This window comes from Streptomyces sp. NPDC091281 (genome assembly GCF_044757425.1).
GTDB lineage: Bacteria > Actinomycetota > Actinomycetes > Streptomycetales > Streptomycetaceae > Streptomyces.
Map to the genome: position 1 here is coordinate 58,790 of NZ_JBIVUY010000011.1, position 24,972 is coordinate 83,761.

22 protein-coding genes and 1 pseudogene are annotated in these 24,972 nt (G+C 74.1%); 7 read left to right on the top strand and 16 right to left on the bottom strand.

All coding sequences use genetic code 11. The features are described 5' to 3' along the window. Positions 1–24: 24 nt before the first annotated feature. Together ACIQPQ_RS26335 and tal are read right to left on the bottom strand one after the other, a co-directional pair. Positions 25–291, bottom strand: a complete 267-nt coding sequence (locus ACIQPQ_RS26335; RefSeq protein WP_401308079.1) for a hypothetical protein — start codon at positions 289–291, stop codon at positions 25–27. An 826-nt stretch (positions 292–1,117) separates the two neighbouring features. Further along, positions 1,118–2,248 (bottom strand): annotated as a pseudogene (gene tal / locus ACIQPQ_RS26340) (transaldolase); the annotation flags it as partial. 213 nt (positions 2,249–2,461) lie between these two features. Between tal and ACIQPQ_RS26345 the strand changes: the two are divergent. After that, entirely contained in the window at positions 2,462–2,701 is a 240-nt protein-coding gene (locus tag ACIQPQ_RS26345) for a DUF2945 domain-containing protein (protein WP_401308082.1), read from the top strand. A 113-nt stretch (positions 2,702–2,814) separates the two neighbouring features. On the opposite strand, the gene ACIQPQ_RS26350 is transcribed toward ACIQPQ_RS26345, so the two are convergent. The 3 genes from ACIQPQ_RS26350 to ACIQPQ_RS26360 all read right to left on the bottom strand — a co-directional run bounded on the left by ACIQPQ_RS26350 (position 2,815) and on the right by ACIQPQ_RS26360 (position 8,177). After that, the gene (locus tag ACIQPQ_RS26350; protein WP_401308085.1) at positions 2,815–4,953 is read right to left on the bottom strand and encodes a S9 family peptidase; all 2,139 of its coding nucleotides are present in this window, start codon (positions 4,951–4,953) and stop codon (positions 2,815–2,817) included. Further along, entirely contained in the window at positions 4,950–6,734 is a 1,785-nt protein-coding gene (locus ACIQPQ_RS26355) for an N-acetylglutaminylglutamine amidotransferase (RefSeq protein ID WP_401308088.1), read from the bottom strand. The genes ACIQPQ_RS26350 and ACIQPQ_RS26355 overlap by 4 nt, the downstream gene beginning before the upstream one ends. A 210-nt stretch (positions 6,735–6,944) precedes the next feature. Beyond that, positions 6,945–8,177: a glutamate--cysteine ligase gene (locus ACIQPQ_RS26360; protein ID WP_401308091.1), complete on the bottom strand. Its 1,233-nt coding sequence runs from the start codon at positions 8,175–8,177 to the stop codon at positions 6,945–6,947. Between the two features lie 359 nt (positions 8,178–8,536). Here ACIQPQ_RS26360 and ACIQPQ_RS26365 point away from each other — a divergent pair, with 359 nt between their 5' ends. Genes ACIQPQ_RS26365 through ACIQPQ_RS26375 form a run of 3 tightly spaced genes read left to right on the top strand, consistent with a single transcriptional unit; the run spans position 8,537 to position 11,453 of the window. Beyond that, positions 8,537–9,787 (top strand): mandelate racemase/muconate lactonizing enzyme family protein, encoded by a 1,251-nt coding sequence (locus ACIQPQ_RS26365; protein WP_401308094.1) that lies wholly within the window; start codon positions 8,537–8,539, stop codon positions 9,785–9,787. Next, on the top strand, positions 9,784–10,557 hold the full coding sequence (locus tag ACIQPQ_RS26370; RefSeq protein ID WP_401308096.1) for a type 1 glutamine amidotransferase domain-containing protein: 774 nt from the start codon (positions 9,784–9,786) through the stop codon (positions 10,555–10,557). The genes ACIQPQ_RS26365 and ACIQPQ_RS26370 overlap by 4 nt, the downstream gene beginning before the upstream one ends. Positions 10,558–10,562: 5 nt before the next feature. Then, on the top strand, positions 10,563–11,453 hold the full coding sequence (locus ACIQPQ_RS26375) for an alpha/beta hydrolase family esterase (RefSeq protein ID WP_401308099.1): 891 nt from the start codon (positions 10,563–10,565) through the stop codon (positions 11,451–11,453). A gap of 57 nt (positions 11,454–11,510) precedes the next feature. Here the strand turns inward: ACIQPQ_RS26375 and ppk2 are convergent, their stop codons facing one another. Together ppk2 and ACIQPQ_RS26385 are read right to left on the bottom strand one after the other, a co-directional pair. After that, positions 11,511–12,476: a polyphosphate kinase 2 gene (gene ppk2 / locus ACIQPQ_RS26380; RefSeq protein ID WP_401308102.1), complete on the bottom strand. Its 966-nt coding sequence runs from the start codon at positions 12,474–12,476 to the stop codon at positions 11,511–11,513. A gap of 117 nt (positions 12,477–12,593) precedes the next feature. Next, a complete protein-coding gene (locus tag ACIQPQ_RS26385) occupies positions 12,594–13,385 on the bottom strand; it encodes an SAM-dependent methyltransferase (RefSeq protein ID WP_401308104.1) in 792 nt (263 codons plus the stop codon). Between the two features lie 323 nt (positions 13,386–13,708). Between ACIQPQ_RS26385 and ACIQPQ_RS26390 the strand changes: the two genes are divergently transcribed. After that, positions 13,709–14,194 (top strand): MarR family winged helix-turn-helix transcriptional regulator, encoded by a 486-nt coding sequence (locus ACIQPQ_RS26390; RefSeq protein WP_383773367.1) that lies wholly within the window; start codon positions 13,709–13,711, stop codon positions 14,192–14,194. A 24-nt stretch (positions 14,195–14,218) separates the two neighbouring features. Here the strand turns inward: ACIQPQ_RS26390 and ACIQPQ_RS26395 are convergent, their stop codons facing one another. From ACIQPQ_RS26395 to ACIQPQ_RS26430, 8 genes are all read right to left on the bottom strand, one after another. Continuing rightward, entirely contained in the window at positions 14,219–15,007 is a 789-nt protein-coding gene (locus ACIQPQ_RS26395; RefSeq protein ID WP_383773365.1) for an IclR family transcriptional regulator, read from the bottom strand. Between the two features lie 107 nt (positions 15,008–15,114). Continuing rightward, positions 15,115–16,578: an MFS transporter gene (locus ACIQPQ_RS26400; RefSeq protein WP_401308108.1), complete on the bottom strand. Its 1,464-nt coding sequence runs from the start codon at positions 16,576–16,578 to the stop codon at positions 15,115–15,117. Then, complete coding sequence (locus tag ACIQPQ_RS26405) at positions 16,479–17,282, bottom strand: FAD-binding oxidoreductase (protein ID WP_401308110.1); 804 nt, start codon at positions 17,280–17,282, stop codon at positions 16,479–16,481. Before ACIQPQ_RS26405 ends, ACIQPQ_RS26400 begins: the two co-directional genes overlap by 100 nt. Further along, positions 17,279–17,569: an indolepyruvate ferredoxin oxidoreductase subunit alpha gene (locus tag ACIQPQ_RS26410; protein WP_401308113.1), complete on the bottom strand. Its 291-nt coding sequence runs from the start codon at positions 17,567–17,569 to the stop codon at positions 17,279–17,281. The genes ACIQPQ_RS26405 and ACIQPQ_RS26410 overlap by 4 nt, the downstream gene beginning before the upstream one ends. Positions 17,570–17,573: 4 nt before the next feature. Further along, positions 17,574–18,530: a VOC family protein gene (locus ACIQPQ_RS26415; protein ID WP_401308115.1), complete on the bottom strand. Its 957-nt coding sequence runs from the start codon at positions 18,528–18,530 to the stop codon at positions 17,574–17,576. Next, complete coding sequence (locus ACIQPQ_RS26420; RefSeq protein ID WP_401308118.1) at positions 18,527–19,399, bottom strand: alpha/beta fold hydrolase; 873 nt, start codon at positions 19,397–19,399, stop codon at positions 18,527–18,529. Before ACIQPQ_RS26420 ends, ACIQPQ_RS26415 begins: the two co-directional genes overlap by 4 nt. A gap of 94 nt (positions 19,400–19,493) precedes the next feature. Beyond that, the gene (locus ACIQPQ_RS26425) at positions 19,494–19,991 is read right to left on the bottom strand and encodes an aromatic-ring-hydroxylating dioxygenase subunit beta (protein ID WP_401308120.1); all 498 of its coding nucleotides are present in this window, start codon (positions 19,989–19,991) and stop codon (positions 19,494–19,496) included. 31 nt (positions 19,992–20,022) lie between these two features. After that, on the bottom strand, positions 20,023–21,246 hold the full coding sequence (locus ACIQPQ_RS26430) for an aromatic ring-hydroxylating dioxygenase subunit alpha (RefSeq protein ID WP_401308123.1): 1,224 nt from the start codon (positions 21,244–21,246) through the stop codon (positions 20,023–20,025). A 339-nt stretch (positions 21,247–21,585) separates the two neighbouring features. Here ACIQPQ_RS26430 and ACIQPQ_RS26435 point away from each other — a divergent pair, with 339 nt between their 5' ends. After that, entirely contained in the window at positions 21,586–22,389 is an 804-nt protein-coding gene (locus ACIQPQ_RS26435) for an SDR family NAD(P)-dependent oxidoreductase (RefSeq protein WP_401308125.1), read from the top strand. Continuing rightward, positions 22,386–23,246: an SDR family NAD(P)-dependent oxidoreductase gene (locus ACIQPQ_RS26440; protein ID WP_401308127.1), complete on the top strand. Its 861-nt coding sequence runs from the start codon at positions 22,386–22,388 to the stop codon at positions 23,244–23,246. Before ACIQPQ_RS26435 ends, ACIQPQ_RS26440 begins: the two co-directional genes overlap by 4 nt. Before the next feature lie 353 nt (positions 23,247–23,599). Here ACIQPQ_RS26440 and ACIQPQ_RS26445 read toward each other — a convergent pair whose 3' ends face one another. Continuing rightward, a complete protein-coding gene (locus ACIQPQ_RS26445) occupies positions 23,600–24,835 on the bottom strand; it encodes an ROK family protein (RefSeq protein ID WP_401308130.1) in 1,236 nt (411 codons plus the stop codon). Positions 24,836–24,972 lie beyond the last annotated feature (137 nt).

The following is a 24,972-nucleotide window of genomic DNA, read 5'->3' on the forward strand; positions in this document are numbered from 1 at the left end:
GGACCCGGCCGTGAGGTGCCCGGGTCAGAGTCGCCGGGCGCGGAAGACGACCAGTTCCTCCTTGTCCTGGTCCGCGCTCATCAGGCCGCGTTCGCGCAGCCACGGCAGGCGCGAGCGCAGCACCGGCCCAAGGGGGACGAGTTCCCGGTCGACGACCTCCGTGTCGTATCCCGCGCGGATCAGTGTGCCGAGGGTGGCGTCGACGCGTGCCAGGTCGCGTCGACGCACCGTGACGCGGCGGGCGTGAAGGGCGGAGTTGAGGCGGGCGCAGAGGACGGCTCTGCGGGACACGTCGACGGCGGTGACCCTGGCTCCGGCTCCGGCGGCGTGGACGGCGAGGCGCCGCTGCCGGTCTCCCGTTCGAGCACGCGGGTGCCCGGCGCGACGCCTTCGCGGTCCGGCGTCCGCATCAGGAGGTACGTGTCGTGCTGAATCAGGAGGTACGTGTCGTGCTGAGGGGCGTAGACGCCCGGCAGGGTGAGGGTCCGCACCGAACCGGCCGGAACGGGTCCGCACGGGTCACGGGGGTGTTGGCGGTGACCGTGGCCTCGGCTTCTCCAGCCCTTGGTCGGCTCCCCCGGCTCGTCGTCCGCTCCCGCCGGGGTGCGGGCGGTGGGGGCGGTCACGCGGGCGCTCCCGTGGGGGCGAGCACACGGGTCGCGGCGGCCAGGCGCAGCCGCTCCAGTACGTCGGCCTGCCGGTCGGCGCGTTCCAGGAGGGTGTCGAGGGTCTCCGCGGAGAGCCTCGGGTCGGTGTCGGCCAGGGCGCGCAGGGTGCGCCAGCACGCCGCCTTGCCGCGGACGCCGACGAGCATGGCTTCCAGTTCGAGCACGTCGCTGAGGGGCGAGCGGGAGACGAGGCGACCGTTGGTCTTGAGGCGGCCGACGCGTTCGGCGAGGCGGCCGAGGGTGACCCTGGCGCGGTGGACGGTGATGTCGAGGCCGGTCATGATCCGGGCGAGCGCGTCGCGGTCCCGGCCCACCTGACGGGCGAGGTCGGCCAGCGCCGCCCCGTCGTCGCGGCCCTCGTGGGCCCGTGCCGCCCGGCGGAAGAGGTCGAGGCCCCCCGCCGCGCCCGTCAGGTGGTCGTTGAGGTAGATCGCGAGCAGGCGGTCCGCCTCCTCGTCGGCGCCCGCGCGCATCTCCTGTTCCACCGCATCGCCGAGTTCGGACCAGCTCGCCTCGAACTTGGCCAGGCCCTCACGTTCGAGGGTGTCGGTGACGTCGGCGAAGTCGACGCCGGCCCGCTCGAGCGCGGCGAAGTGCTCGGTGGCCTCGGCGGCGGTGTCGCGGGCGGCGTCGGGTTCGGGCAGTCGGCCGTGGTCGGCGTAGGCGGCCAGGGTGGTGCCGGGCATGGTGTCGACGGTGCCGGGGAGGGCGAGTTCCGCCACGTAGAGCGTGTCGGGGCAGGCCGGGTCCTTGACGCCGGTGGAGGCCCACAGGGGCCGCTGGGGGCGGGCGCCCGCCGACGCGAGGGCCTGCCAGCGGGGGCTCGCCAGAAGCTCCTGGTGGGCCCGGTAGGCGAGGCGGGCGTTGGCGATCGCGGTCCTGCCCTTGAGCGCCAGGGCTTCCGGGGTGCCCAGGGCGTCCAGGCGGGCGTCGGTCTCGGTGTCGACGCGGGAGACGAAGAACGAGGCGACCGAGTGGATGCCGGTGAGGTCGCGGCCCGCGTCCCGGGCCTGCTCCAGGCCGTCGAGGTAGGCGTCCATGACGGCGCGGTAGCGGTCCAGGGAGAAGATCAGGGTGACGTTGACGCTGATGCCGCGGGCGACGAGGGCGGTGATCGCGGTCAGTCCTTCGCGGGTGGCGGGGACCTTGACGAGGAGGTTCGGGCGGTCGACCGCCGTCCAGAGCCTGCGGGCGTGGGCGATCGTGGCGTCCGCGTCGCGGGCGAGCCGGGGATCGACCTCGATGGAGACCCGCCCGTCGGCCCCTCCGGTCCGCCGGTGCACGGGGCGCAGGACGTCACAGCCGTCGCGTACGTCGTCGGTGGTGAGGGCGAGGACGGCGTCGTCCACGGAGGTGCGGTCGACGCCGAGCCGTCGCAGTTGCCCGGTGTAGCGGTCCCCCTGGGTGAGGGCGGAGGCGAAGATCGTGGGGTTGGTGGTCACGCCGACGACGTGGCGGTCCGCGATGAGCCGCTTCAGCTCTCCGCTCCCGAGCAGTTCGCGGGAGAGGTCGTCCAGCCAGACGGACACGCCCGCGGCGGAGAGGTCGGCGAGCGGATCGGATGCGACGGGGAGTGACATCGGGACCTCCGGTGGGGGTGCGTCGCCCGCGGGGGCGCGGGCGTGCGCACGGCGTGTTTCCAGAGACGGGCGACCCATGCACCCCGGTCCCGACGCACCGGCTCCACTTCGCGAAAAGCGGCGAAAAAGCAGTGAGTAGCAATGAAACTGATCAAAGGGGTACTTCGGAAAGAGAGGGCGTACGGAGCACGGACCCGCGAACAGGAGAGCGGCATGGCGAAGCACAGGAAAATCGGCCGGGGTGACCGCGTGAGCTGGCGCAGCCACGGGAGCACGGCGATCGGCACCGTGAAGCGGAAGCTCACCCGGCGTGGGCGCGCCGCCGGGCGGACGGTCGACGCCTCGCCAGAGGAACCGCAGTACGAGGTGCGGAGCGAGAAGTCCGGCGGGACGGCCGTCCACAAGCCCGAGGCGCTCCGCAAGGAACCGAAGGGTAAGAGCGGGGACCGGTGAACAGGTGGGGCAGTGCGAGGACGGGGGCGGAGCGGACGGGCCGCCGCGCCTGCGGGCGGCGCCGATGAACCGGGGAACCACGGCCCGCCGACCCCGGGGCGCGGCGGCCGGGGTCAGCGGGTGAGGTGGCGTTCCAGCCAGTCCGCCGCGGTACGGCGGAACAGGCGGCGGCTGTCCGCGCGGAGGAAGTCGTGGCCCTCGTCGCGCAGGGTGAGCAGTTCGGCGGGGACGCCGCGCTCGCGGGCCGCGCGGACGAACTGCTCCGACTCCCCCGGCGGCACGTTGGTGTCGTGTTCGCCGTGGACGGCCAGCACGGGCACGCGCAGGGCGTCGATCCGGGTCATCGGGGACAGCGCGCGCAGCAGGTCCCGGTCGCGGTCGGGGTGGCCGTACTTGTGGGCCGCCGACTCCGCGAGCCAGGGCTCCGTACCGGCGAAGAACGTCAGCAGGTCGGACATGCCGCACACGGCGACCCCGGTGCGGAACAGGTCCGGGTGCCACACCACGGACGCGAAGGTGAGGTAGCCGCCGTAGGAGTGGCCCATGACCGCGAGGCGGGTGGGGTCGGCGGGGCCCGCGGCGACGGCCTGCGCGGCGCAGTCGGCGACGTCGTTCAGGGCGCCGAAGCGTCCAGCGCCGAGGTCGGCGTCGACGAAGGAGCGGCCGTGTCCGCCGGAGCCGCGCACGTCGGGGGCGAAGACGTCCAGGCCGCGCGCGGTCAGCTCGTGGTAGAGGGAGTTGTGGACGGGGCGTTCCTGTTCCTCGGGGCCGCCGTGGAGGTGCACGACGCAGGGCGCGGGGTCGCGCGGCCCCCGGCCGGGGGCGCGGTGGTACCAGCCGGTGAGGGGCAGGCCGTCGCGGGCCGTGAACCGTACGGGGACGGGGCGGACCGGGGGGCGGCCGGGGACGGTGTCCTCGGCGCGGGCGGTCCACGGGGTGCGCAGGAGGGAGACGCCCTGGTGGAGCCACCACACGCCGGGGCGGCGGCGGGAGCCGGACAGGGCGAGCAGGAGCCGGCCGGGTCCGGCGGGGGCGACGCGGGTGACGACCTCGTGCGGGAGGTCGACGGCGCGCCGTACGTCGTCGGCGGGGGCGGTGAGGACGGTCGCGGGCCGGGGGGCGTAGCCGGCCGGGTCGGCGGGGTGGAGGTCGGCGAGTTCGAGGGCGCTGGCGCCCTGTTCGTTCCAGACCAGGGCGGCCGTGCGGTCGTCGTGGGCGAGGGTGAGGAGGTCGAGGGCGGAGCCGGGGCGTTCGGCGGCCACCGAGACGCCCGTCAGGGTGCCGTCGGGGGCGAGGGCCGCGGCGAGGAGGGCGGCGTGTTCGCGGCCCGCGTCGCTGCGCAGCCACAGGGTGCGCGCGTCCGGTGCGAAGCGGCCGATCCAGGGGTCGCCGTCGGCGACCGGGACGACGCAGGCCTCCGTGCCGTCGGCGGTGCGCCGGACGACGGCCTCGCGGCGTCCGCGCGGGCCCCGGCGGAGTAGGACGAGCCGCCCGTCGCGGCTGAGGTCGCACACGCGCAAGGTCGCCGCGTGCGTCTCGGTGGCGAGCAGGGCGGGCGAGGCGAGCCCGTCGGGGTCGAGGAGGTACGCGGAGAGGGTGCCGCCGTCGGCCGTGCCCGCACTGTCGGCGGGGCCGCCGCCGGGGGCGAGGAGGCCGCCGGGGCGGACGCCGCCGGGGGGCGCGGCGACGGTGACGGCGAGGGCCGCGCCGTCGTGCGTCCAGCAGCCGAGGTGGGCGGAGCTGCCCCGGTCGGTCCCGGCGAGGACGCGCCGCCCGGTGCCGTCGGGGCGGACGCACAGCACGCGCGTGAGGCCCCGGCCGCCGGGGGCGGTGGTGTACGCGATCCAGCGGCCGTCGGGCGACCAGGAGACCTCCTTGACCGGGTCGTCGGTGGCGTCCAGCAGGTGGGTGCCGTCGCGGTCGACGGGTCCGGCCCACAGTTGCGGCACGCCGCCCCGGTCGCACAAGTACGCGGCCTCGGTGCCGTCCGGTGCGGCGGAGGGGTACCAGCAGCCGTGCGCGCGCAGCGGGGTGGTCGCGTCGCGAGGGCCGCTCGCGTCGGGGAGCGCGCGCAGGGAGGGCGCGGCGGCCGGGAGCGGGCGGGGGGCGGGGGCGGCGACCGGGACCGGCGGCGTCCGGCGCCGCGGTCCGTCGGGCGACGTGCCGCTCGGCGCCGCGCGGTGGGGTGCGGGGGCGCCGGGCGGGTCGGGGGCGGGCCGGTCGCCGGTCGTGGTGCCCGTGCCGCCGCTCACGCGACCCCGTGGGTCTGGAGCCAGATCTCCAGCAGCGCCACCTGCCAGAGCGCGTTCGCGCCGCGCCGCGTGCGGTGCCCGTCGGGGTCCGCGAGCAGCGTGTCGACGTAGTCCTGGCGGAACAGGCCGCGGCGCTTCGCCTCGGGGGCTCGGAGCGCGTCACGGACGCGGTGCAGGACGGGGCCCGCCATGTGGGTGATCGCGGGCACGGGGAAGTAGCCCTTGGGGCGGTCGACGACCTCGCGGGGCAGGATCCGGCGTCCGGCGGCCTTGAGGACGCCCTTGCCGCCGTCGGCGAGTTTGAGGTCGGGCGGGCAGGCCGCGGCCAGTTCGACCAGTTCGTGGTCGAGGAACGGCACCCGCGCCTCCAGCCCCCAGGCCATGGTCATGTTGTCGACGCGCTTGACCGGGTCGTCGGGCAGCATCACGTGCGTGTCGAGGCGGAGCGCCGCGTCGAGGGCGGTCTCGGCGCCGGGGACCGCCATGTGGTCGGCGACGAAGCGGGACGACACGTCGTGGTCGGCCAGCATGCCGGGCTGGAGGACGGCGGCGAGGTCGGCGTGCGAGCGGTCGAAATAGACGCGGGCGTACTGCTCGGGTTCCCGGTCGCGGGGGACGTCGGCGAGCGCCGGGTACCAGTGGTAGCCCGCGAGGACCTCGTCGGCGCCCTGACCGCTCTGGACGACCTTGACCTCCTTGGAAACCTGCTCCGACAGCAGGTGGAAGGCGACAGTGTCGTGGCTGATCATGGGTTCGCTCATCGCCTCGACGGCGCCCTCCAGCGCGGTCGACACCCGGTCGGAGGGGACGAGCAGGCGGCGGTGGACGGTGTCGTACTCACGGGCCACCAGGTCGGAGTAGTGGAACTCGTCGCCGTCCTGACCGCCCTCGGCCTCGAAGCCGACGCTGAACGTCATCAGGTCGCGCTGCCCCTGCTCGGCGAGGAGCGCCACGATCAGGCTGGAGTCGAGCCCCCCGGAGAGCAGGACGCCGACCTGCACGTCGGACACCATGCGCCGACGGACCGCGGTGCGCAGCGCGTCCAGCAGCGCGTCCCGCCAGTCGTCGGCGTCCATCCCGGCGTGCTCGGGGCGGCGGGTGTACGACGGCTGCCAGTAGACGTGGTCGCGGTGGGTGCCGTCGGGTTCGACGACCCGGACGGTGGCGGGCGGGAGCTTGCGGACGCCGGTGAGGACGGTGCGCGGGGCGGCGACGGTGGCGTGCCAGCTCAGGTACTGGTGGACGGCGACCGGGTCGAGCGAGGTGTCGACGTCGCCCGCGGCGAGGAGGGCGGGCAGCGTGGACGCGAACCGCAGGCGGCCCGGCGCGGACGCGAGGTAGAGCGGCTTGACGCCGAGGCGGTCGCGGCCCAGGACGAGGCGGCCGGTGCGGTGTTCGACGAGGGCGAAGGCGAACATGCCGTAGAAGTGGTCGACGCAGTCGGTGCCCCACTGCCGGTACGCCTTGAGCACGACCTCGGTGTCGGAGGTGGACGTGAAGCGGTGGCCGAGGCGGGTCAGCTCCGCGCGCAGTTCGCGGTAGTTGTAGACGCAGCCGTTGAACACGCCGGTGAGTCCGCCCTGTTCGTCGGTCATCGGCTGGGCGCCGTGGTCCGACAGGTCGATGATCTTCAGCCGCCGGTGGGCGAGCGCGGCCGCGCCGCGGGTCCAGGTGCCGCGCCCGTCGGGCCCGCGGTCGGCGAGCCGGTCGGCCATCCGCTCCACGGCCGCGAGGTCGGGACGGCGGCCGTCGAACCGTATCTCTCCGCTCAGACCGCACATGGGGCGACGGCTCCCTCCGGTCCGGTGCCGACGCGGGGCCGCGCCGGTTCGAGGGGCCCGCGTTCAGGTTCGGGTTCGGCGCCCGGTCCGCGCCGGTGCGTGGGCGCGGAGTCGGTGGGGACCGTGGTGCTGAGCATGACGAGCTGTCCTTTCGGGGACGTGCGGGGGGGCGTGCCGCTGGGCGCCGTCGGCGGGGACGGGCGGCGTGGCTCAGTGCGGGAGGGCCTGCCGTGCCGCGACGGGAACGCCGGGCGTCGGGGCGCCCGCGCCGGGGGCGGCGGCCGTACGGGCGGACAGGGCCGGTCGGGAGGCGGTGCGGTGACCGGGCCCGGCGGGCGCACGGCGACGTGGCGGCCGTCGTTCGCCGCGGGTCTCGGCGATCAGGGTGTCGACGCACGCGAGGAGGTCCTCCTCCTCGGCGACCCGGCGCAGCCGCCGTGCCGCGCTGCCCTCGGCGAGGGTCGCGGCGAGGAGGGCGCGAGTGGTGTCCCAGTCGCCGTGGGCCTCCAGCGCGGGACGCAGCCGCTCCAGCAGCCGGGTGAGGACCTCGGCGGCGGGCCTCTCGCGGCGGGTGTCCGGGTCGACGAGGGTGCCTTCGAGACCGGCGCGGGCCGCCCGCCAGGTCGCGCCGCGCAGCCACTCGTGCCGTCCCGGGCAGGCGCTGCCGCCCGCGGTGCGCAGCCGCTCCTGGGCGTCGGTCACCAGGGCGCGGAAGAGCGCGGCGGTCAGCACGACCGTCTCGGCGCGGGGGCAGGCGTCGCTGATGCGCAGTTCCAGGGTGCCCTGGTGGGCGGAGGGACGGACGTCGTGGTAGATCATCCCGGCGTCGCTGATGACCCCGGCCCGGACCAGGTCGCGGACGGCGGTGTCGTACTCGTCGGCGGAGGCGTAGCACCCGGCGGGGCCGGAGGTGGGCCAGCGCTGCCAGAGCAGGGTGCGCCAGCTGGCGTAGCCGGTGTCGGCGCCCTGCCAGAAGGGGGAGCTGGCGGAGAGGGCCAGGAGGGCGGGCAGCCAGGGCGAGACGACGCACATGACGCGGACCGCGGTGTCGCGGTCGGGCACGTCCACGTGGACCTGGGCGCCGCAGATGAGCTGTTCCTCGGCGACCTGGCGGTACTCCTCGACCATGCGGTGGTAGCGGGCGCCGTCGGAGGGGCGGCCGGAGACCGGCGGGGCGAGCGGCGCGGTGCCCGCGGCGAGCACCGCGAGCCCGAGGGAGGAGGCGGCGGAGTCCAGCTGCCGCCGGGTGTGCGCGAGGTCGGCGTGCAGGTCGTCGAGGGTGCTGTGCACGGCGCTGTTGGACTCGACGGTGGAGCGGTGCAGTTCGGACGTGAAGGTGTCCGGGGGGAGCCGTCGCAGGAGCGGGGCGGCGCGCGGGACGAGCAGCCCGCTCTCCACCTCCACGATGTGGAATTCCTCTTCCACTCCGATGCGGACGTTCACTGTGTCTCCTGGTGGACGTGGCCTTCACCGCCCGGGGAATCGGTTCCCCCGGGCGCGCGGGGCGCCGGATGGTGCCCACCGAGTTGCCGAAAATCTTCGGAATAAGCGCGGGAACCGGCGCCGGTACCGGTTGCGGGCGGGCCGCGGCTGTGGCAGCGCGAGGGCTGCGGCCGGGCGGCGGGAGGCGGGAGCGGGGCGGCGGAACCGGCACGGCGGGCCGGGGCGGTGTCCGGGGTGACGGTCCGGGGCGGTGTCCGGGGTGGCGGTCCGGTCCGGCCGGGTGAACGGGATGGCCGCGGCGGTGAAGGCCGCCCGGCCGTGCCGCTCCTAGGCTCGGTCGCACCGTTCTGGAGGACCGCATGCCTGTGATCTCGCGTATCGAGCTGTACCACGTCGCCGTTCCGCTGCCGACGCCGTTCCGGCCCGCCTGGATACCCGGCTATCCGCAGACCCACAACCGGTTCGACCTGCTGCGGCTGGTCACCGACGACGGGGTCGAGGGCTGGTCGGCGGGGCCCGCCATGGGGCGGGAGCGGGCCGGGATCGGCGACCTCCTCGGGCCCTATCTGCTGGGCACCGACCCGACCGACATCGAGACGGTGCAGCAGCGGCTGCGGGAGATGGCGTACCTGGGGCTGCGGAACGCGTGGATCGAACCGGCGTTCTGGGACATCAAGGCCAAGCTCGCGGGCGTCCCCCTGTACCGGCTGCTCGGCGGGGAGGAGCGGCCCGTGCGGCTCTACGCCTCCACGGGGGAGCTGCGCGGGCCCGCCGAGCGGGTCGAGGAGGTGGCGCGGCACGTCGACGCGGGCTTCGAGAGCGTCAAGCTCCGGGTCCACGCGGCCACCGTGGAGGAGGACGTCGCGCAGGTGGCGGCGGTGGCGGAGGCGTTCGGGGACCGGATCAGGATCGGCGTGGACGCCAACCAGGGGTGGCGGGTGTCCGCGATGGCCGAGGCCCCGCTGTGGGACCTCGCGCGGGCCCGGCGCTTCGCGGACGCCTGCGCGGACCTGGGCCTCGCCTGGCTGGAGGAGCCGCTCCCGATGGACGACTACGACGCCCTCGCCGAGCTGACCGCGAAGGCGCGGCTGCCCGTCGCGGGCGGCGAGCTGCACACCGGGGGCTGGCCGGAGCTGCGCATGATGATCCACCGGCGCTGCTACGACGTCCTCCAGCCCGACGCCATGTTCACCGGCGGCGTGGCCCAGACCCTCAAGGTCGCCGAGGAGTGCCGCGCGCGGGGGCTCGGCTACACACCGCACACCTGGACCAACGGCATCGGTTTCGCCGTGAACCTGCACCTCATGGCGGCGGCCGGGGACGCCGACGCGTTCCTGGAGTACCCGATCGACCGGGCGTGGACTCCCCCGCTGCGCGACGCCGTCCTCACCCGGCCCTTCACGCATCGGCGCGGCACCCTCGACCTGCCCACCGCGCCCGGTCTCGGCTTCGAGGTCGACCGGGCGGCGCTGCGTCGGTGGGGCCGCCGCTTCAGCACCGTGACGGGCGGGCGGCTCGCCCTGCGGACCTTGCGCGACAAGGGGCTGCGCGGCACGGTGACCCTGGCGCGCGCCCGGCGCGACCGTACTCCGGCGAGGAGCCACCCGTGATCCTGTTCCTGCTGCCCACGCACGACTACGACCCCACGGAGGCGGCCGTACCGTGGGCGGCGCTCACCGCCGCCGGGCACGAGGTGCGCTTCGCGACGCCCGAGGGGCACGTCGCGCCCGCCGACGAGCGGCTGACCGACACCGGTTTCTCGTGGCTGTCGCCGTGGCTGATGACCCGCCGGGCCGATCTCGCGACGTACCGGCGGCTCACCGAGGACCCGCGTTTCCGGGCCCCGCTCCCCTACCGGGAGGTGGACCCCGCCGCGGTGTCCGCGCTGTTCGTGCCCGGGGGTCACGCGCCGGGGGTGCGGTCGCTGCTGGAGGACGCGACCGCGCAGGGGATCGTGGCGGACGCGTTCGCCCGCGGGATTCCGGTCGGGGCGGTCTGCCACGGGGTCCTCCTCCTGGCGCGGACGAAGGACCCGCTCACCGGGCGTTCGATGCTGCACGGGCGGCGCACCACCGCCCTCACCTCACTGCTGGAACTGACCGCCTGGAACCTCACCCGGCGCACCCTCGGCCGCTACTACCGGACCTATCCGACGACCGTGCAGCAGGAGGTCACCGCCGCTCTGGCGGACCCCCGGCACTTCGCCGCCGGGCCCGTCCTGCCCGTGCGGGACACGGCAGCGAGGCCGGGCCGGGGGTTCACCGTCACCGACGGCTCCTACGTCTCCGCCCGCTGGCCCGGCGACTGCCACCGGCTGGCGGCCGACTACCTCGCTCTCGTGGAGGCCCGCGTCCCGCCGTCGCGGGACACCGGCAGGTGACTGCCGTGGAGCACGTCTTCCTCCAGGACGGCCGGAGACGGTCGGCCCGGGTGGTCGCTGCTGAGCACGGCGGCGGGAACGGGCCCTCGCCGGTCGCGGTGCTGGTCCTGCACGGGCCGTACCAGACCGGCGCCAAGGTCCGTGCGGCGTGCGGCCGTTGCTTCGAGCGGTGCGGCACCGGCGGCGCGCCGCCCGTCGTGGCGTACCCGGACGCCTACCGGGGCCTGTGGAACGACGGCCGCGCCGGGACGCGGTCACCGGCCCGCACCGGGGGCGTCGACGACGTCGCCTTCCTGGAGCGGGTGTGCGGGCGGCTGCGCGACGGAGGGGCCCGGTACGTCGCCGTCGTGGGGTACGCCAGCGGCGGGCACATGGCGGTGCGCCTCGCCCACGAGGCGCCGTCCGCGCTCGACGGTCTGGTGCTGATCGGCACCGGCACGGGTCAGCCCGCTCCGGGCGCCTTCCGCGCGTTCCTCGCGGCGGACCGCTGCCGTCCCCTGCCGGTGGTCACCGTGCACGGCACGGCGGACCCCGTCGCGCCCTACGAAGGCGGCGTCACGAGCCTGTCCGGGTTCCGGCCGCGCGGCCACACCCTGTCGGCGCGGGCGACCGCGGCCTCCTACGCCCGGCGCAACGGCATCACCGCCCCGCCGGGCGTGCGGCGGCTGCCCGGCCGGGCGGGCTCCGGCCGGACGCGGGTGACGGTCACCTGGTACGAGCAGGGCGGACGGCACTCGGTCACCCTCTACACCGTCCACGGCGGCGGCCACGTCATCCCCCACGCGACCCGGCCCGCCCGGCGCCTCCCCGACCGCACCACCCGCGACAGCGACGCGGGCGACCTGGTCGCACGGCTGGCGGCGGCGCTCGCCGGCGGCCCGTCCGGGCCGGGGTGACGTGGCGCACGAGCTGCTCTGCCTACGGAACCGCGGGCATCTCAAGGTGGGCCGCGGCTACGGGATGTCCGGCTCGGGGTGCTCCCCCGGGCCGTCCGTGCGGGCGGTGAGCGGGGTCGGCGACAGGGCCGTGTCCTCCTCGCCCGGCTCCAGCAGGGTCGCGGCGGCGCCGACGATCAGGGGATCGGGGGTGCCGACGACCTCCGGGTCCTTGGCCGCGTAGTCGACGCGGTGCAGCAGGCTGCGCATGGCCTCCAGGCGGGCGCGGCGCTTGTCGTTGCTCTTCACCACCGTCCACGGGGCGTGCTCGGTGTCCGTCGCGCGGAACATCTCGACCTTGGCCTCGGTGTAGTCGTCCCAGCGGTCCAGGGAGTGCAGGTCGGTCGGCGAGAGCTTCCACTGGCGGACCGGGTCGACCTGCCGGATCGCGAAGCGCGTGCGCTGCTCCGACCGGGAGACGGAGAACCAGAACTTGACCAGGAGGATGCCGTCCTCGACGAGCATCTCCTCGAACACCGGGCACTGCTTCAGGAACAGCCGGTGCTCCTGCGGGGTGCAGAAGCCCATCACCCGCTCGACACCGGCCCGGTTGTACCAGGAGCGGTCGAAGAAGGTGATCTCCCCGGGGCCGGGGAGGTGGTCGACGTAGCGCTGGAAGTACCACTGGCCGCGCTCGCGTTCCGTGGGCTTGTCGAGGGCGACCGTGGCGGCGCCGCGGGGGTTGAGGCGTTCGGTGAAACGCTGGATGGTGCCGCCCTTGCCCGCGGCGTCGCGGCCCTCGCAGACCACGACCAGCCGTCCGCCGGTCTCCTTGATCCAGCGCTGGAGCTTGAGCAGTTCGATCTGGAGGAGCCGTTTGCGCCGGTCGTACTCTCTTCGGCGCACTTTGCGGTCGTAGGGGTGGTTCTCGCGCCAGGTGGTGATCGGTTCGCGGGTGCCGTCGAGAAGGATCGGCTGCTCGGGACGGCGGTCGTCGACCGTCAGCCCCTTCAGCAGGCGGGCCTCGGCCTCGTTCGGGTCCATGGGGCGTCTCCGGGGGATGCGGCGGGCTGCACGGGGCGGGTTCCGTGACGGCGCCTTCCCGAAACCCGGCCTCTCACCCCCGGCGAACGGCATCCCGTGGCGCCGAGCCGCGCCGCTCTACTTGCGTGCCACGCCCACGTACACGGCGACGTCGTCCCGGTCGTCCGGCCCGGCGGCGCTGTCGGGGGTCTCGGGGTGCCAGCGGGTGGCGACCTGGACGCCCGGCGCGACGAGGTCGAGGCCGTCGAAGAAGGTGGCGAACTCGGCGCGGGAGCGGACCTGCGCGGGGACGTTGCTGCGGCGGTATATCTCGACGGCCTTGGCCCAGCCCTCGGGGTCGAAGTCTCCGGTCACGTGGGACAGCATCAGATGGCTGCCCGCGGGCAGCGGGTCGAGCAACTGCCGTACGAGGTCGTGGGGTCGGTACTCGTCGGAGATGAAGTGCAGGAGCGCCACGAGGGAGAGGCCGACCGGCCGGGTGAAGTCCAGGACGGCGGAGGCCTCCTGGAGGATCTTCTCCGGCTCGCGGACGTCGGCCTGGATGTAGTGGGTACGGCCCTGCGGGGTGCTCCGCAGGAGGGCTTCCGCGTGCCGCAGCACGATCGGGTCGTAGTCGACGTAGACGACGCGGGCGGCCGGGTTCACGGCCTGGACGACCTGGTGGAGGTTGGGTTCGGTGGGGATGCCGGTGCCGATGTCGAGGAACTGGTCGACACCGCGCTCCGCGAGGAGCCGGGAGGCCCGGTGCATGAAGTCACGGTTGGCGCGGGCCACGCCGACGATGTCCGGGACGAGGGTGATGACGTGCTTCGCCGCGTCCTCGTCGACGGGGTAGTGGTCCTTCCCGCCGAGGTAGTAGTCGTACATGCGTGCCGGGTGGGGACGGCCGGTGTCGAATTCGCGGGTCATGCTGTCCTCTCCGATCGGTCCCGTCGTTCCCGGCGGTCCGATCACGCCGATCGGCGGCCGGGCCGGTGCGGGCACCGTGCCTGACACATCACCAGAATGCACCACTCATTCTGCACGTTACAGAGTGCCGCCCACCAACTACCGCGCACGGAGCGAACGTTGCCGAGTGATCATGATCACGCGGACGACCGGGACCGGCCGGGTGGGGAGCCGTGGGCGGCCGGATGTCCCGCCGCGTTCCGCAGGGCGGCACATGTGGCCCGTATGCTGCGGAATCCGATGCACCATGAGCACGGCAGAGCGGACGGCAGAGAGCGGGTGACATGGCGCAGGACGCCCATCGAGGCGGCGAGGGCGACGACGGCGGACGGGTGGTCGATCCGGAACGCCACATCGCGTACACGCTGGCCCGGGTCGCCCACGTGATGGACCGGATGACCGACGCGGCGCTGGCGGGCGAGGGGCTGTCGCTGCGGATGTTCGGCGCGCTGTCCCACCTGTCGGGGCATCCCGGCCGGTCCTCGGCCGAACTGGCGCGGCTGCTGCTGGTCACGCCGCAGAGCATGGGGGTGCTCGTGCGGCGGCTGGAGGCGATGACGTACGTACGGCGCGCGGAGCCCGCGGTGAAGGGGTTCGCGGTGCGGCTGGAGATCACCCCGGAGGGCGAGGCGGCGCTGGCCAGGGCGGCCGAGCTGGCCATCGGGGCCGAGGGGCGGGGGCTGCGGTCGCTCAGCGAGGCGGAGCGGACGACCCTGCACGCGCTGCTGCGGCGGCTGCTGACGGACCTGGCCGGGCAGGACGGCTGCTGAGCCCCAGGGAGGCGGCGGGGTCGGTCAGCGCTGGAGGCGGGCCCCGGTGAGGGTGGCCGCCTCGTGGAGGGGGCCGCTCAGGGCGGCCGGGGAGAAGCGTTCGGCGGGCACGCTCACCGACATGGCGCCGATGACCTTGCGGGTGGAGCGCTGGAAGACCGGGCGGGCCAGACAGCACAGGCCCCGGCGGGCCTCCTCCCGGTCGAAGGCGAACCAGCCGCCGTGCCGGACGGAGTCCAGTTCGGCCCGCAGCCGGCGCGGTTCGCGGATGGTGGCGGGCGTGAAGCCGGGCAGGACGGAGCCGAGGAGTTCCCGGACGACCTCGTCGTCGGCCCCGGCAAGCAGGACCTTGCCCAGCGCCGAGGCGTGCGCCGACTGGGTGCCGCCGACGCTGGTGACGACGGCGGCCCCGCTCTCGGCGCGCACCTTGGCCAGATAGAGGACCTGATGCCGGTCGAGGACGGCCAGGTGGACCGTCTCGCCCGTCATCGCGTGCAGCCGGGCGAGGTGCGGCATGGCCGTCTCGCGCAGCTGGTTGGGGGCACAGTCAGGGACGCGGTTGCCGACCTGGAAGACCGGTCGGCCGAGCGTCCAGCGGTTGCCGGTCCGCACCACCCAGCCGCTGCGCCCCAGGTCCGTGAGGAGCCGTTGCGCGGTGGACTTGGGGAGGCCGACGCGTTCGGCGAGTTCCGAGACGCCCCAGCTCTCCTGTGTCGCCTCGAAGGCTTCGAGGAGACGGGTGGTGCGGCTGACCACGCTCTCCTTGTGCCGTTCCTCGGTGTCGAGGGAAGCAACGGGTTCGAATCCGGCCATGGCAGCCTCCAAACCAGTGGTATAAGTCAACTTATACCCCGGTGATCAGCGGCTGTCCATGGAACGGCAACTTCCGTTGTCCCCGGACGACGGGGTCCGGGCGCGGATCACGAGCTGAGGAACAGGCCGACCAGGGTCGAGGCGGCGATGGCGCCGACGCCGCGGCAGGTCTGCATCAGACCGCCCGCCGTGCCCGCCCGGTCGGGTGTCACGACCTCCAGGACGCGCGCCTGGGACACCAGGACCACCAGGCCGCTGGAGAGCCCGAGCATCGTCGTGCCGGTGAGCAGCAGGACCAGGCCGCCGCCCCCGGTGTTCCAGACGAGCAGCAGGGCGGCGCCCGCCGCGGTGGAGCCGAGGACGGCCGCCATCGCCGTGCGGTAGCCCCAGCGGCGCACCAGCGCGGTTCCCCCGGACACGCCGATCACACTGGCGAGGCTGAGGGGCAGCATCAGGACGGCCAGTTCGCCGGGCGAGCGCGAACCGTCCTCCTCCAGCCACAGCGGCGTCCCGTAGAAGGCCACGTAGAAGACGACGTGGACCAGGGTGAACACGCCGTACCAGAGGCGGAGCACCGGACCGACGAGCAGGACCGGGTCGAAGAAGGGGTCGGCGCGCCGTCTGCTCCACCACCAGAGGAGACCGGCGCCCACGGCGACGCCGCACAGGGCGAGGTAGGGCGGGTTGTCGCGGGCGTTCTGGAGGGCGCCGACCAGAGCCACCAGGGTGCCGGTGTAGATCAGCCCGCCGGTCAGGTCCAGGGAGCGGACGACGGCGAGGACGCCCCGCATGCCGCCGGGGTGCGGCGGCCCGTCCTTCGAGGCGTCCGGCAGCGGGGCGGCGCGGCCGTGGGCGAGCCCGCGGGCCAGCCACAGGGCGACCGCCACGAACGGCAGGTTGACCAGCATGACGACCTGCCAGCCATACAGGGCGACCAGCACCCCGCCGAGCAGCGGACCCGCCGCCGAGCTGACGTTGGCGGCCACCCCCAGGATGGCGAGGGAGCGCACGGGGGGCTCGGTGGCGGACTGCTTGAGGTGGGCGATGGCGGCCGGATAGGCCACCGACGCCCCCGCCGCCATGGCCGCGCGCAGCGCGACCAGGACGCCGATGTTCCCGGCGAAGGGTCCGGCCGCGCCGCAGATCCCGACGACCGCGATGCCGCCGACGAACACCGACCGCGGGCCGAAGACGTCCACGAGCCGGCCGGCCAGCGGCTGGGCCACGATGCCGGCGAGGTAATAGAGCGACACGACGAGCAGCGCGTCGGCCACGGACACGTCGAAGTGGTTCTCGATCGCGGGCAGCGCGACCGCGATCGTCGAGGAGTTGAGCGGATTGAGGATGACACCCAGGGAGAGTGCCGTCAGTTCGGCCCGGCCGCGCGTTCCCGCGGACCGGCCCTGCTGCGGAGAGCGCCTGTGCGTACGGGAGCCCGGAGCCTCGTCCCCGGGTCCCGCGACAGGACGCCCTACGCCATCCAGAACTGCTCCGTAGCGATCCGGTCCCCTTCGAGACCGGCGCGCAGCAGCACCCGGCGGACGAGGTCCACGCTGGTGGGGTTGCCGCACAGATGGGCGCTGGCCCCGGCGCCGCGGACGAAGTCCCCGGCGTCGGTGTGCTTGCGCAGGATGTCCTCGACCCGGCCGAACTCGCCGGGCCAGCCCGCGTCCTCGGCCCGGCGGCTGACCACCGGGACGTACGTCAGCCACTCGTGCCGCCGGTCCAGCGCGGCGAGTTCCTCGGCGTAGCCGAGGCGGGCGGAGCGGCGGGCGCCGTGCAGGAGCAGCACGCGCCCGGTGGGGCCGACCGGGATGTCGCCGCGGGCGGCGGCCCGGACGAAGCTGACGAAGGGCGCGATGCCCGTCGCCGTCGCCACGAAGGTCCGGGGCGCGCCGAGGTCGCAGCCGTTGAGCAGCAGCCCCTTGCACCGTTCGCGCAGCGCGACGGTGCCGCCGGGCCGCAGGTCGCACAGCGGCTCGCTGGCCTGTCCGCCCGCCACCCGTTCGACGAAGAGTTCGAGGATCGGGGAGGAGGGCGAGGAGACGAGGGAGTAGGGGCGTTCGACGGACGTGCCGTCGGCGGTGGTGACGCCGACGGTCACGTACTGGCCGGGTGAGAAGGACAGGGGCCGTTCCGGGGCGAGCCGGAGGATGCACAGGTCGTCGTCGATCGGGCTGTGGTCGACGACGACCGCGCGACTGCGCGGGACGGTCCGTCCGCGGTCCGCGAGGCGCCGCGCGCCCCCCGCGGTCCCGGTGGGTCCACCGGTCACGGTGCCTCCCCCACGTGGGACGCCACTTCCGCTCGCGCGGCGTCCGGGTCTTCGTACCAGAGGTCGTTGATGGCGGCGAACGGCTCCTCGCCGCCTTCCAGGGTCCCCCGGCTCTTCGGGGCGTCGACCGGGCAGGACACCAGGCAGGAGCCGCAGTCGATGCACAGCTCCGCGTCGATGTAGACCATCCGGTCGCCGTCGGTGGTGTCGATGCAGTCCACCGGGCAGGCCGCGATGCAGGACCGGTCCTTTCGGTCCACGCAACTGGCGGTGATCACGTACGACATGGCGTCACCCGCCTTCCGTCGCGTGGGCGGGGCCGGGCAGCAGGGCCAGGATCTCGGCGGGGCCGGAGACGAGGCGCCGGTGGCCCCAGAGGCTGGACCGGTCGTGGCGGACGACGTCGCAGTCGTCGGGATCGACGGCCAGGCCGCCCCAGCCGTACTCGATCTCGAACCCGTCGGGCGCCTTCAGGTAGAAGGACACCATGTGGTCGTTGGCGTGCCGGCCGAGCGACAGCGACACGGGCACGTCGTGGCTGTCGCACAGGTCGAGCGCGGCGCCCACGTCGTCGAGTTCGTCGACCTCCAGCATCAGGTGCTGGAGCCCGTAGGTGGGATCGGGCAACTCCATGACGGCCAGGCTGTGCTGACGGGAGTTCAGGTAGAGGAAGCGGGCCCGGATGTCGAGCGGGCCGCCCGGGGTGGGCAGGCGCAGCTCCAGGACGTCGCTGAGCCGGGCGCCGAGGGTGCGGCCGTAGAAGGCGGCGGCCTCGGCGGCGTCGGGCACGGCGAGGACGACGTGGCCGAGGCCCTGCTCGCCGGTGCGGAAGCCGGACATCGGGCGGCCCGGCTCGAAGCTGCCGCGGGAGACGGTCGGGCCGTAGAAGATCTCGTGCCGCAGGCCCAGCGGGTCGGTGAAGTGGCTCATGCCGATCACCGCGCGGTCGTGGAGTTCGTCGGGTTTCGCCGGGGTGACGGTCAGTCCGGCGGACTCCAGCCGGTCGGTGGTCTCCTGGAGCTGCTCCGCTCCGCGCACCTGCCAGCCGAGGTACTCCAGACCGCTCTGGGGTCCGGAGCGGACCGAGAGGCGGTGGTGCCAGCTGTCGGCGCGCAGCAGCAGCCGCTCCGCCTGCGGGTCCCGCACGTCCTCCCGCGTGTGGAGGCCGAGGACCAGCGGCGCGAAGGCGCGCCACTGGTCGATCCGGTCCGTGACGAGGCCGAGGTAGCCGAGACCGTTGACGGTCATCGCGCGGCCTCGTCGTGCAGGAGGAACTCGCGGATGGCGGTGTCGTGCTCCTCCGGCTTCTCCCACATGGGCCAGTGCCCGGCGCCCTTCATGCAGTAGAACCGGGCGCCCGGGATGAGGGAGGCGAGGTGCTCGCCGACCTCGGGGCCGTGGCCGGGGTTGTTCTCCGTCCAGAAGACGAGGGTGGGGACCGTGACGTCGGCGACGGCGCTCTCCGGGAAGCGGTGGTTGGCGCCTTCCCCGAGGCCCAAGCCGTGGCGGACTACCTTCTGGAGGCTCTCGCGGGTCTGGGGCCGCTGGAGGATGTCGTAGCGGGTGCGGACCAGTTCGTCGGTGACGTGCTCGGCGGCCATCAGCCACTCCAGCCGGGCCCGGACGGACTCCAGGGTGGCCTCGGCGACGGAGGCGGTACTGCGCTGCACGAACAGCTTCATGTCCTCGGGGGACATGTCGAGGTCGGTGCGGTAGGCGACGCCCGCCGTGGTGTTGAGGATGATCTTGTTGACGCGGTCGGGGTGGCGCAGGGCGGTGGCCAGCGCGACCCAGCCGCCGAGCGACTCGCCCTCGATGGAGGCCTTCTCGACGCCGAGGACGTCCATCAGGTCGATCATCTGGTCGACGAAGCGCAGCGGGTAGTCCTGCGGGTCGAACTCGGGGCAGCTGGAGAAGCCGTGCCAGAGCAGGTCGGGCGCGATGACCCGGAAGTGCTCGGACAGGCGCAGGATGTTGCGGGCGTAGGTCTCCGCGTGCCCGGTGCCGCCGTGCAGGAGGATCAGCAGGTCCCCGGTGCCGGCCTCCAGCACGCGGGTGCGGTACTTGCCCTCGTAGTACTTGGTCTCCGCGCCGAGCAGGTCGAGCCATATGGTCATGTGGTGCTCCTTGAGGGTTTTCGCGTTCGCTGGTGATGCGGGAGGTGGGGGGGAGGGGCTGTTCAGAGGGGGGAGGTGTGCGGGGGGGGGTGAGTCAGAGCAGGTCGGTGAAGTCGCCCGGCAGGACGTCGTTCTGGACGACGACGTGGTGGCGCCGCAGCCGCAGCGCGCCGTTCTCGGCGCGGACGAGGTCGTCGGTGAACCGGCCGCAGGTGTGCACGGAGGTGACGCCGTTGTCGTCGGTGCGGAAGACGACGAACTTCCCGGTGCAGCGCACCGTGGCGGCCCCGGCCTCCTCGACGACGAGGTTGGTGAGCAGCCGCAGGGTGCGGGCGCGGGGGGCCTGCCAGTAGCCGAGGACGAACGCGATCCGCTCGCGCAGCGCGTCGAGGCCCTCGTCGTACAGCAGGTACAGGCCCTCGCCCGCCTCGTTCTCGGCGGTGATGACGGCGTACTCGCCGTCCTGGGTGAACAGTTCGGTCCAGTCGTGGAAGAGCTGGTCGTCCAGGACCTGCTGGTAGCGGTGGTAGAACTCCTGGACCTCCACGCGGACGGCGCGCAGGTCCTCCTGGGACTCGGGGAGGGTGGTCATGATCCTTTTCCTGTTCCTGGTCGGCCCTCGGTCAGTCGGTGAGCAGGTAGCGGCGCCAGGCGTCGTAGAAGCCGCGGACGCCGTGGTCCTCGATGGCGAGGCCGTCCTGGGCGCCGACCGGGCCGCGCGCCATGTCGTTGTAGGGGACCGCGTCGGCCCCGATGCCGGTCCAGCAGCGCTCGATGGCCTCGTTGTCGTCGGCCGCGACCTTCCCGGAGGAGCTCTGGGTGCCGCCGGAGCGGGCCAGCCGCCACTGCCGCTTCTCCGCGGACTCGCCGATCTCGCCGAAGAAGACGGCCTCGACGATCGTCCGGTCCGGGGCGATGGGGTGCAGCACCTCGATCTCGGGGGTGACGAGGGCGGCGATCTGGACGTCCATCGTGGGGAAGATGGCGTAGATGCGGTTCCAGTCGCCGGGCTGGATCGGCGGGAAGCCGTGCTCGGGGTTGCGCTGGGACTGGGTCTCCAGGCCGGTGGTGGCGGCCAGGCCGGTGTTGTAGCGGTCGAAGGCGGGCGCCCCGAACCCCCAGTCGAGGAAGGAGTGGCCCTCGGAGATGTGCCGGCCGACGCCCTGCTTGGGCTGGGTCAGTTCGCGGATCCAGCGGTGTGTGAACAGGGGGTGGTAGCCGTCGGAGAAGTTCTCGTGCCACTGCTTCCAGTTGCCGCGGTAGACGTTGCGGATACGGCCGATCACCTCCATCCCGGTGAAGTCCTTGACGAGGAAGTCCCCGATCTCGCCCAGGAATTCGGTCAGGGTCGGCACCAGCGGGTCGAGGGCGACGAACACCATCCCGGCGTGCGCGTCGACCCGCACCTGCGGGATGTCGAAGGTCGCGCGGTCGAAGTCCTCGCCGTACGACTCGGCGTAGGGGATGCCGACGCACTTGCCGACGAGGTCGAACGACCAGCCGTGGTACATGCACTTGAAGGAGTTGCCCGCGGAGCCCCGTTCGGTGGGGGCGAGCAAAGCCCCTCGGTGGGTGCAGGAGTTGTAGAACGCGGACAGTGAACCGTCCTTCGTCCGCGTCACGATGATCGGCTTTCCGGCGACGAGACGGGCCCGGTAGTCGCCCGGCCGGGCGAGTTCCGACTCGTGGGCGACGTACTGCCAGGCGCGGCCGAACAGGCGCTTCTGTTCCAGCGCGAAGACCTCCGGGTCCGTGTAGATCCTGCGATCGATGCGTGTTCCGGCGGTGGCCCGGACGGCGTCGAACTCCGCCCCTTCCGGCCCCGCCGACTGTGCTGAGGTGGTCATGGCCGCAGTGAAGCCGGGCGCCGAGGGGCGGATCAAAGGCTGTGCCGCAGAGCGGCACGCGGGTCCGGCGGCCCCTCGGGAGGCGCGGAACGTGTGCCGCAGAGCGGCACGGGAGCGGTGCGGCGCGGGGGTGCAGGGTCACCCTCCCGACCAGGAGAGCGGCCGGGGGGCCGGTCGGTCGCCGGTCGGGACGGCCGGGGACCGGGCGTGGACGGCCGCTCTCCGGACGCCGGCCCCCGGACTCTGGCCTCCGGGGGCCGGCGGCACAGGTCACGGCTGCGGGCGGCGCGCCTCGCGCGGCCCGGCGGCGGACGCACACCTCGCGGAAGGCACCGCACCATGAAAAGACTCAACGGCAAGGTCGCGCTCATCACCGGTACGGCCGGTGCCCAGGGCCGGGCCGCGGCCCGGCTCTTCGCGGCGGAGGGCGCGCACGTCTTCGGCGTCGACCTCGACGGCCCGGCCGACAAGGAGACCGCGGCGCTCGTCACGGCGGACGGCGGCACCATGACGTCGCTGTCCCCCGTCGAACTCACCGACGAGGCGCAGGTCCGGGACGTCGTGGAGCAGGTCGTCCGGCTCGGCGGGCGGCTCGACATCCTCTACAACAACGCGAGCGCGGCCAGGATGGCGCCGTTCGCGGACATGACCGGCGAGGACTGGCACTTCACCCTGCGCAACGAACTCGACCTGGTGTACTACGCCTGTCGCAGCGCCTGGCCGCATCTGGCACGGGCACGGGCCGGGTCGGTGGTCAACACCGGTTCCACGCTGGGCTCGACGGGCATGGTGGGGCTCGGCGCGAGCGCGCACTGCGCGGCGAAGGCGGCCGTCATCGGCCTGACCCGTCAACTGGCCGTCGAAGGGGGCCCGTTGGGTATCCGGGCCAACACGGTCTCGCCCTCGCTGCTGCCGTCGCGGGGCACCGCCGACCTGTTCACGGTGCCCGGGTCGATGGCGGCGGTCGGCGGGATGTCGCTGCTCGGCACGGTCGCCTCCCCGGACGACGTGGCGCGGGCGGCCCTGTATCTCGCCTCCGACGAAGCCCGGTTCGTGACCGGGATCGACCTGCTCGTCGACGGCGGCACGACCGCCCACCTCAAGAGCCCGCTCGCCGGACGGCCCGCAGGGGACGCGCGATGACCGGCGGCGCGGCGGCGAACGGCGCGGGCGGGAGCGGCGCGGCGGCGGGCGATGCGGGCGGCCCCGCGGCGGGCGATTCTCGCGCGGGCGCGGGCCGGGTGGCGCTGGTGACCGGGGGCGACCGCGGGATCGGTTTCGAGGTGGCGCGCAGGATGGTGGAGCGCGGCGACCAGGTGATCATCGCCGCGCCGGACGCGGTACGGCTGTGCCGGGCCGCGACCGAACTGGGGCCGCTGGCCCACGCGGTGGTCCTGGACGTGACCGACGACGACTCCGTGGCGGCGATGTGGGCGGAGGTCACCGGGCACTGGCCCCGCGTGGACGTCCTGGTCAGTTGCGCGGGCGTCAACGTGGAGCAGGGCGGCAGCGAGCTGGAGGGACGGCTGGCGCCGCTCCAGTCGACGGTGCCGCGCACTCCCCCGGGCGCGGGCGTGAGTGTGCTGTCGGTGCCCCCGGCGCTGGTCGCGGCGACCGTCGACACCAACACGCTGGGCACGTTGCGGCTGGCCCGGCTGATGGTGCCGCCGATGCTGGAGCGCGGCTACGGGCGGGTCGTCACGGTGTCGTCGGAGCGCGGCTCGTTCGCTCTCATGACGGTGACCGGGGACGCGGGCGCGCCCGGCTACCAGCTCTCCAAGGCGGCCCTCAACGCGCTCACGGTGATGCTGGCGGGCGCGGTCTCCGGGGATGTGCTGGTCAACGCCGTCTGTCCCGGCTGGGTCCGTACCGACATGGGCGGCCCGCACGCGGACCGGGACGTCGCGCAGGCCGCCGAGGGCATCCTGTGGGCGGTCGACCTGCCTGAGGGCGGGCCGAACGGCGGGTTCTTCCGGGACGGGGCGGCACTGAGCTGGTGAGATGCCGCGCCGCCGGGTCTCACGGGCTCCGGCGGCGCGGGCCGGCGGGAAGGGCAGGGAGGAAAGGGGCGGGGCGGAAAGGGGCGGGGCGCTTCCGGGATCGGAGGCGCCCCGATGCCGTTGAGGCCCTCGCCCGTCCAGCCCGTGGCGCGCCTCATCGGCGGTGGCGGCGGAGTCGGTGGCGATGGCTGCGGCGGCGGTGGTTGCGGCGGCGGAGTCGGACCCGTACGACGTATCTGTGGCCGACCGGGCTCTCCCTCTCTGCGCGGCCGAGGGGCCGCCGGTGTGCTGGGTCATGGGGTGGGCTCATGGGCTCATGGGCTCATGGCGTTATGTGCGGCTCCTCAGGCACGTCACGCGTGGGCTCTCGTGCCGGTCGCGTGAGGCGCGCGCGGGGCGGCCGTCGGGGCGCGGCGCGGCGGGGTCGGTGAGCCGATGAAGCTCTGGATGGCGGTGGCGGCGGCGCCGCGCGCCCACTCCTCGAAGGGCAGCGGGCGGGTCAGGACGTCGCAGCGCGCGGCGGAGCCGAAGGCGTAGCGAGCGAAGGTGTCGCGGATCTGTTCGGCGAACAGGTCGTAGGCGGCCAGGCCCTCCCCGGAGATGATCACCCGCTGGGGGCCGAACAGGTTGGCGACGGTGGCGATGCCGCGGCCAATGGCCGTCCCGGCGTCGGCGTAGACCTGCCGGGCGCCGGGGTGGCCGCCGTGGGCGAGGGCAAGGGCCTCGGCGGTGTCGGCGACGGGGGTGCCCGTCGCGGCGCGGACGCGGTCGAGGACGGCGCTCTCCCCGGCGATGGCCTCGACGCAGCCGCGGTTGCCGCAGCGGCAGAGCGGCCCGGCCGGGTCGATGGCGACGTGCCCGATCTCACCGGCCACGCCGTGCGCGCCCGCGACGACCCGGCCGTGCACGACGAGTCCGCAGCCGATGCCCGCGCCGACGGTGACCAGGGCGAAGTCGGAGAGTCCGGCCCCGGCGCCGAACCATTGCTCGGCGACGGTGAGGGCGCGGACGTCGTTGTCGACGGTGACGGGCAGGCCGGTCGTCGTCGCGGCGAGTTCGGCCAGGGCGACGTCCCGCCAGCGGAGGAAGGGCGAGTAGCGGACGACGCCCTCGGCGCGGTCGACGTCGCCGGAGACGGCGAGGCCCACGCCCAGCACGGGCGCGCCGAACTCCGTGGCCTCGGTGAGCAGTTCGCCGACCAGTTCGGCGAGGGCGGCGAGGACCGCGCCGGGTGCGGGGTCGGTGAGCGGCAGGTGGCGGGCGACCCGGATGCGGCAGCACAGGTCGGTGAGGACGCCGATGAGTTCGTCGCCGGTGGCCTTGACGCCGATGAAGAAGGCGCGCCCGGCGTCGACCCGCACCGGGTTGGCCGGCCGGCCCAGGGCGCGGGGAGCGTCGTCGGTGTCCTCCACGAGGTACCCGGCCTCGATGAGCGGCCGGACCGCCTTCGTCACCGCGGCGGCGGACAGGCCCGTGCGGTCGGCGACGTCGGAGCGGGTGAGCGGGCCGTGCGAGAGCACCGTGGTGAAGATCTGCGCGACGGCCGGGGTCTGGGCCGGGAACGCCTCGGGAGGGGAGGTCGATTGCATGGCCGGGAACCTAGGGTGGTTATTTTCCGCTGTCAATGAAAGAACCAGGATTCGCCGAAACCATGACGGCAAACCGCTCTCGACCAGCAATGCACTGCCCTGTCCGGCCCGTTGACAGGTGATCGAAGGTCGCGTTC

What these genes read in the sequence shown, in the direction of transcription:
- ACIQPQ_RS26345 (WP_401308082.1), top strand. Translation starts at nt 2,462, where the DNA reads ATGGCGAAGCACAGGAAAATCGGCCGGGGTGACCGCGTGAGCTGGCGC.
- ACIQPQ_RS26355 (WP_401308088.1), bottom strand. Translation starts at nt 6,734, where the DNA reads ATGTGCGGTCTGAGCGGAGAGATACGGTTCGACGGCCGCCGTCCCGAC.
- ACIQPQ_RS26365 (WP_401308094.1), top strand. Translation starts at nt 8,537, where the DNA reads ATGCCTGTGATCTCGCGTATCGAGCTGTACCACGTCGCCGTTCCGCTG.
- ppk2 (WP_401308102.1), bottom strand. Translation starts at nt 12,476, where the DNA reads ATGGACCCGAACGAGGCCGAGGCCCGCCTGCTGAAGGGGCTGACGGTC.
- ACIQPQ_RS26385 (WP_401308104.1), bottom strand. Translation starts at nt 13,385, where the DNA reads ATGACCCGCGAATTCGACACCGGCCGTCCCCACCCGGCACGCATGTAC.
- ACIQPQ_RS26390 (WP_383773367.1), top strand. Translation starts at nt 13,709, where the DNA reads ATGGCGCAGGACGCCCATCGAGGCGGCGAGGGCGACGACGGCGGACGG.
- ACIQPQ_RS26395 (WP_383773365.1), bottom strand. Translation starts at nt 15,007, where the DNA reads ATGGCCGGATTCGAACCCGTTGCTTCCCTCGACACCGAGGAACGGCAC.
- ACIQPQ_RS26410 (WP_401308113.1), bottom strand. Translation starts at nt 17,569, where the DNA reads ATGTCGTACGTGATCACCGCCAGTTGCGTGGACCGAAAGGACCGGTCC.
- ACIQPQ_RS26415 (WP_401308115.1), bottom strand. Translation starts at nt 18,530, where the DNA reads ATGACCGTCAACGGTCTCGGCTACCTCGGCCTCGTCACGGACCGGATC.
- ACIQPQ_RS26420 (WP_401308118.1), bottom strand. Translation starts at nt 19,399, where the DNA reads ATGACCATATGGCTCGACCTGCTCGGCGCGGAGACCAAGTACTACGAG.
- ACIQPQ_RS26425 (WP_401308120.1), bottom strand. Translation starts at nt 19,991, where the DNA reads ATGACCACCCTCCCCGAGTCCCAGGAGGACCTGCGCGCCGTCCGCGTG.
- ACIQPQ_RS26430 (WP_401308123.1), bottom strand. Translation starts at nt 21,246, where the DNA reads ATGACCACCTCAGCACAGTCGGCGGGGCCGGAAGGGGCGGAGTTCGAC.
- ACIQPQ_RS26435 (WP_401308125.1), top strand. Translation starts at nt 21,586, where the DNA reads ATGAAAAGACTCAACGGCAAGGTCGCGCTCATCACCGGTACGGCCGGT.
- ACIQPQ_RS26440 (WP_401308127.1), top strand. Translation starts at nt 22,386, where the DNA reads ATGACCGGCGGCGCGGCGGCGAACGGCGCGGGCGGGAGCGGCGCGGCG.
- ACIQPQ_RS26445 (WP_401308130.1), bottom strand. Translation starts at nt 24,835, where the DNA reads ATGCAATCGACCTCCCCTCCCGAGGCGTTCCCGGCCCAGACCCCGGCC.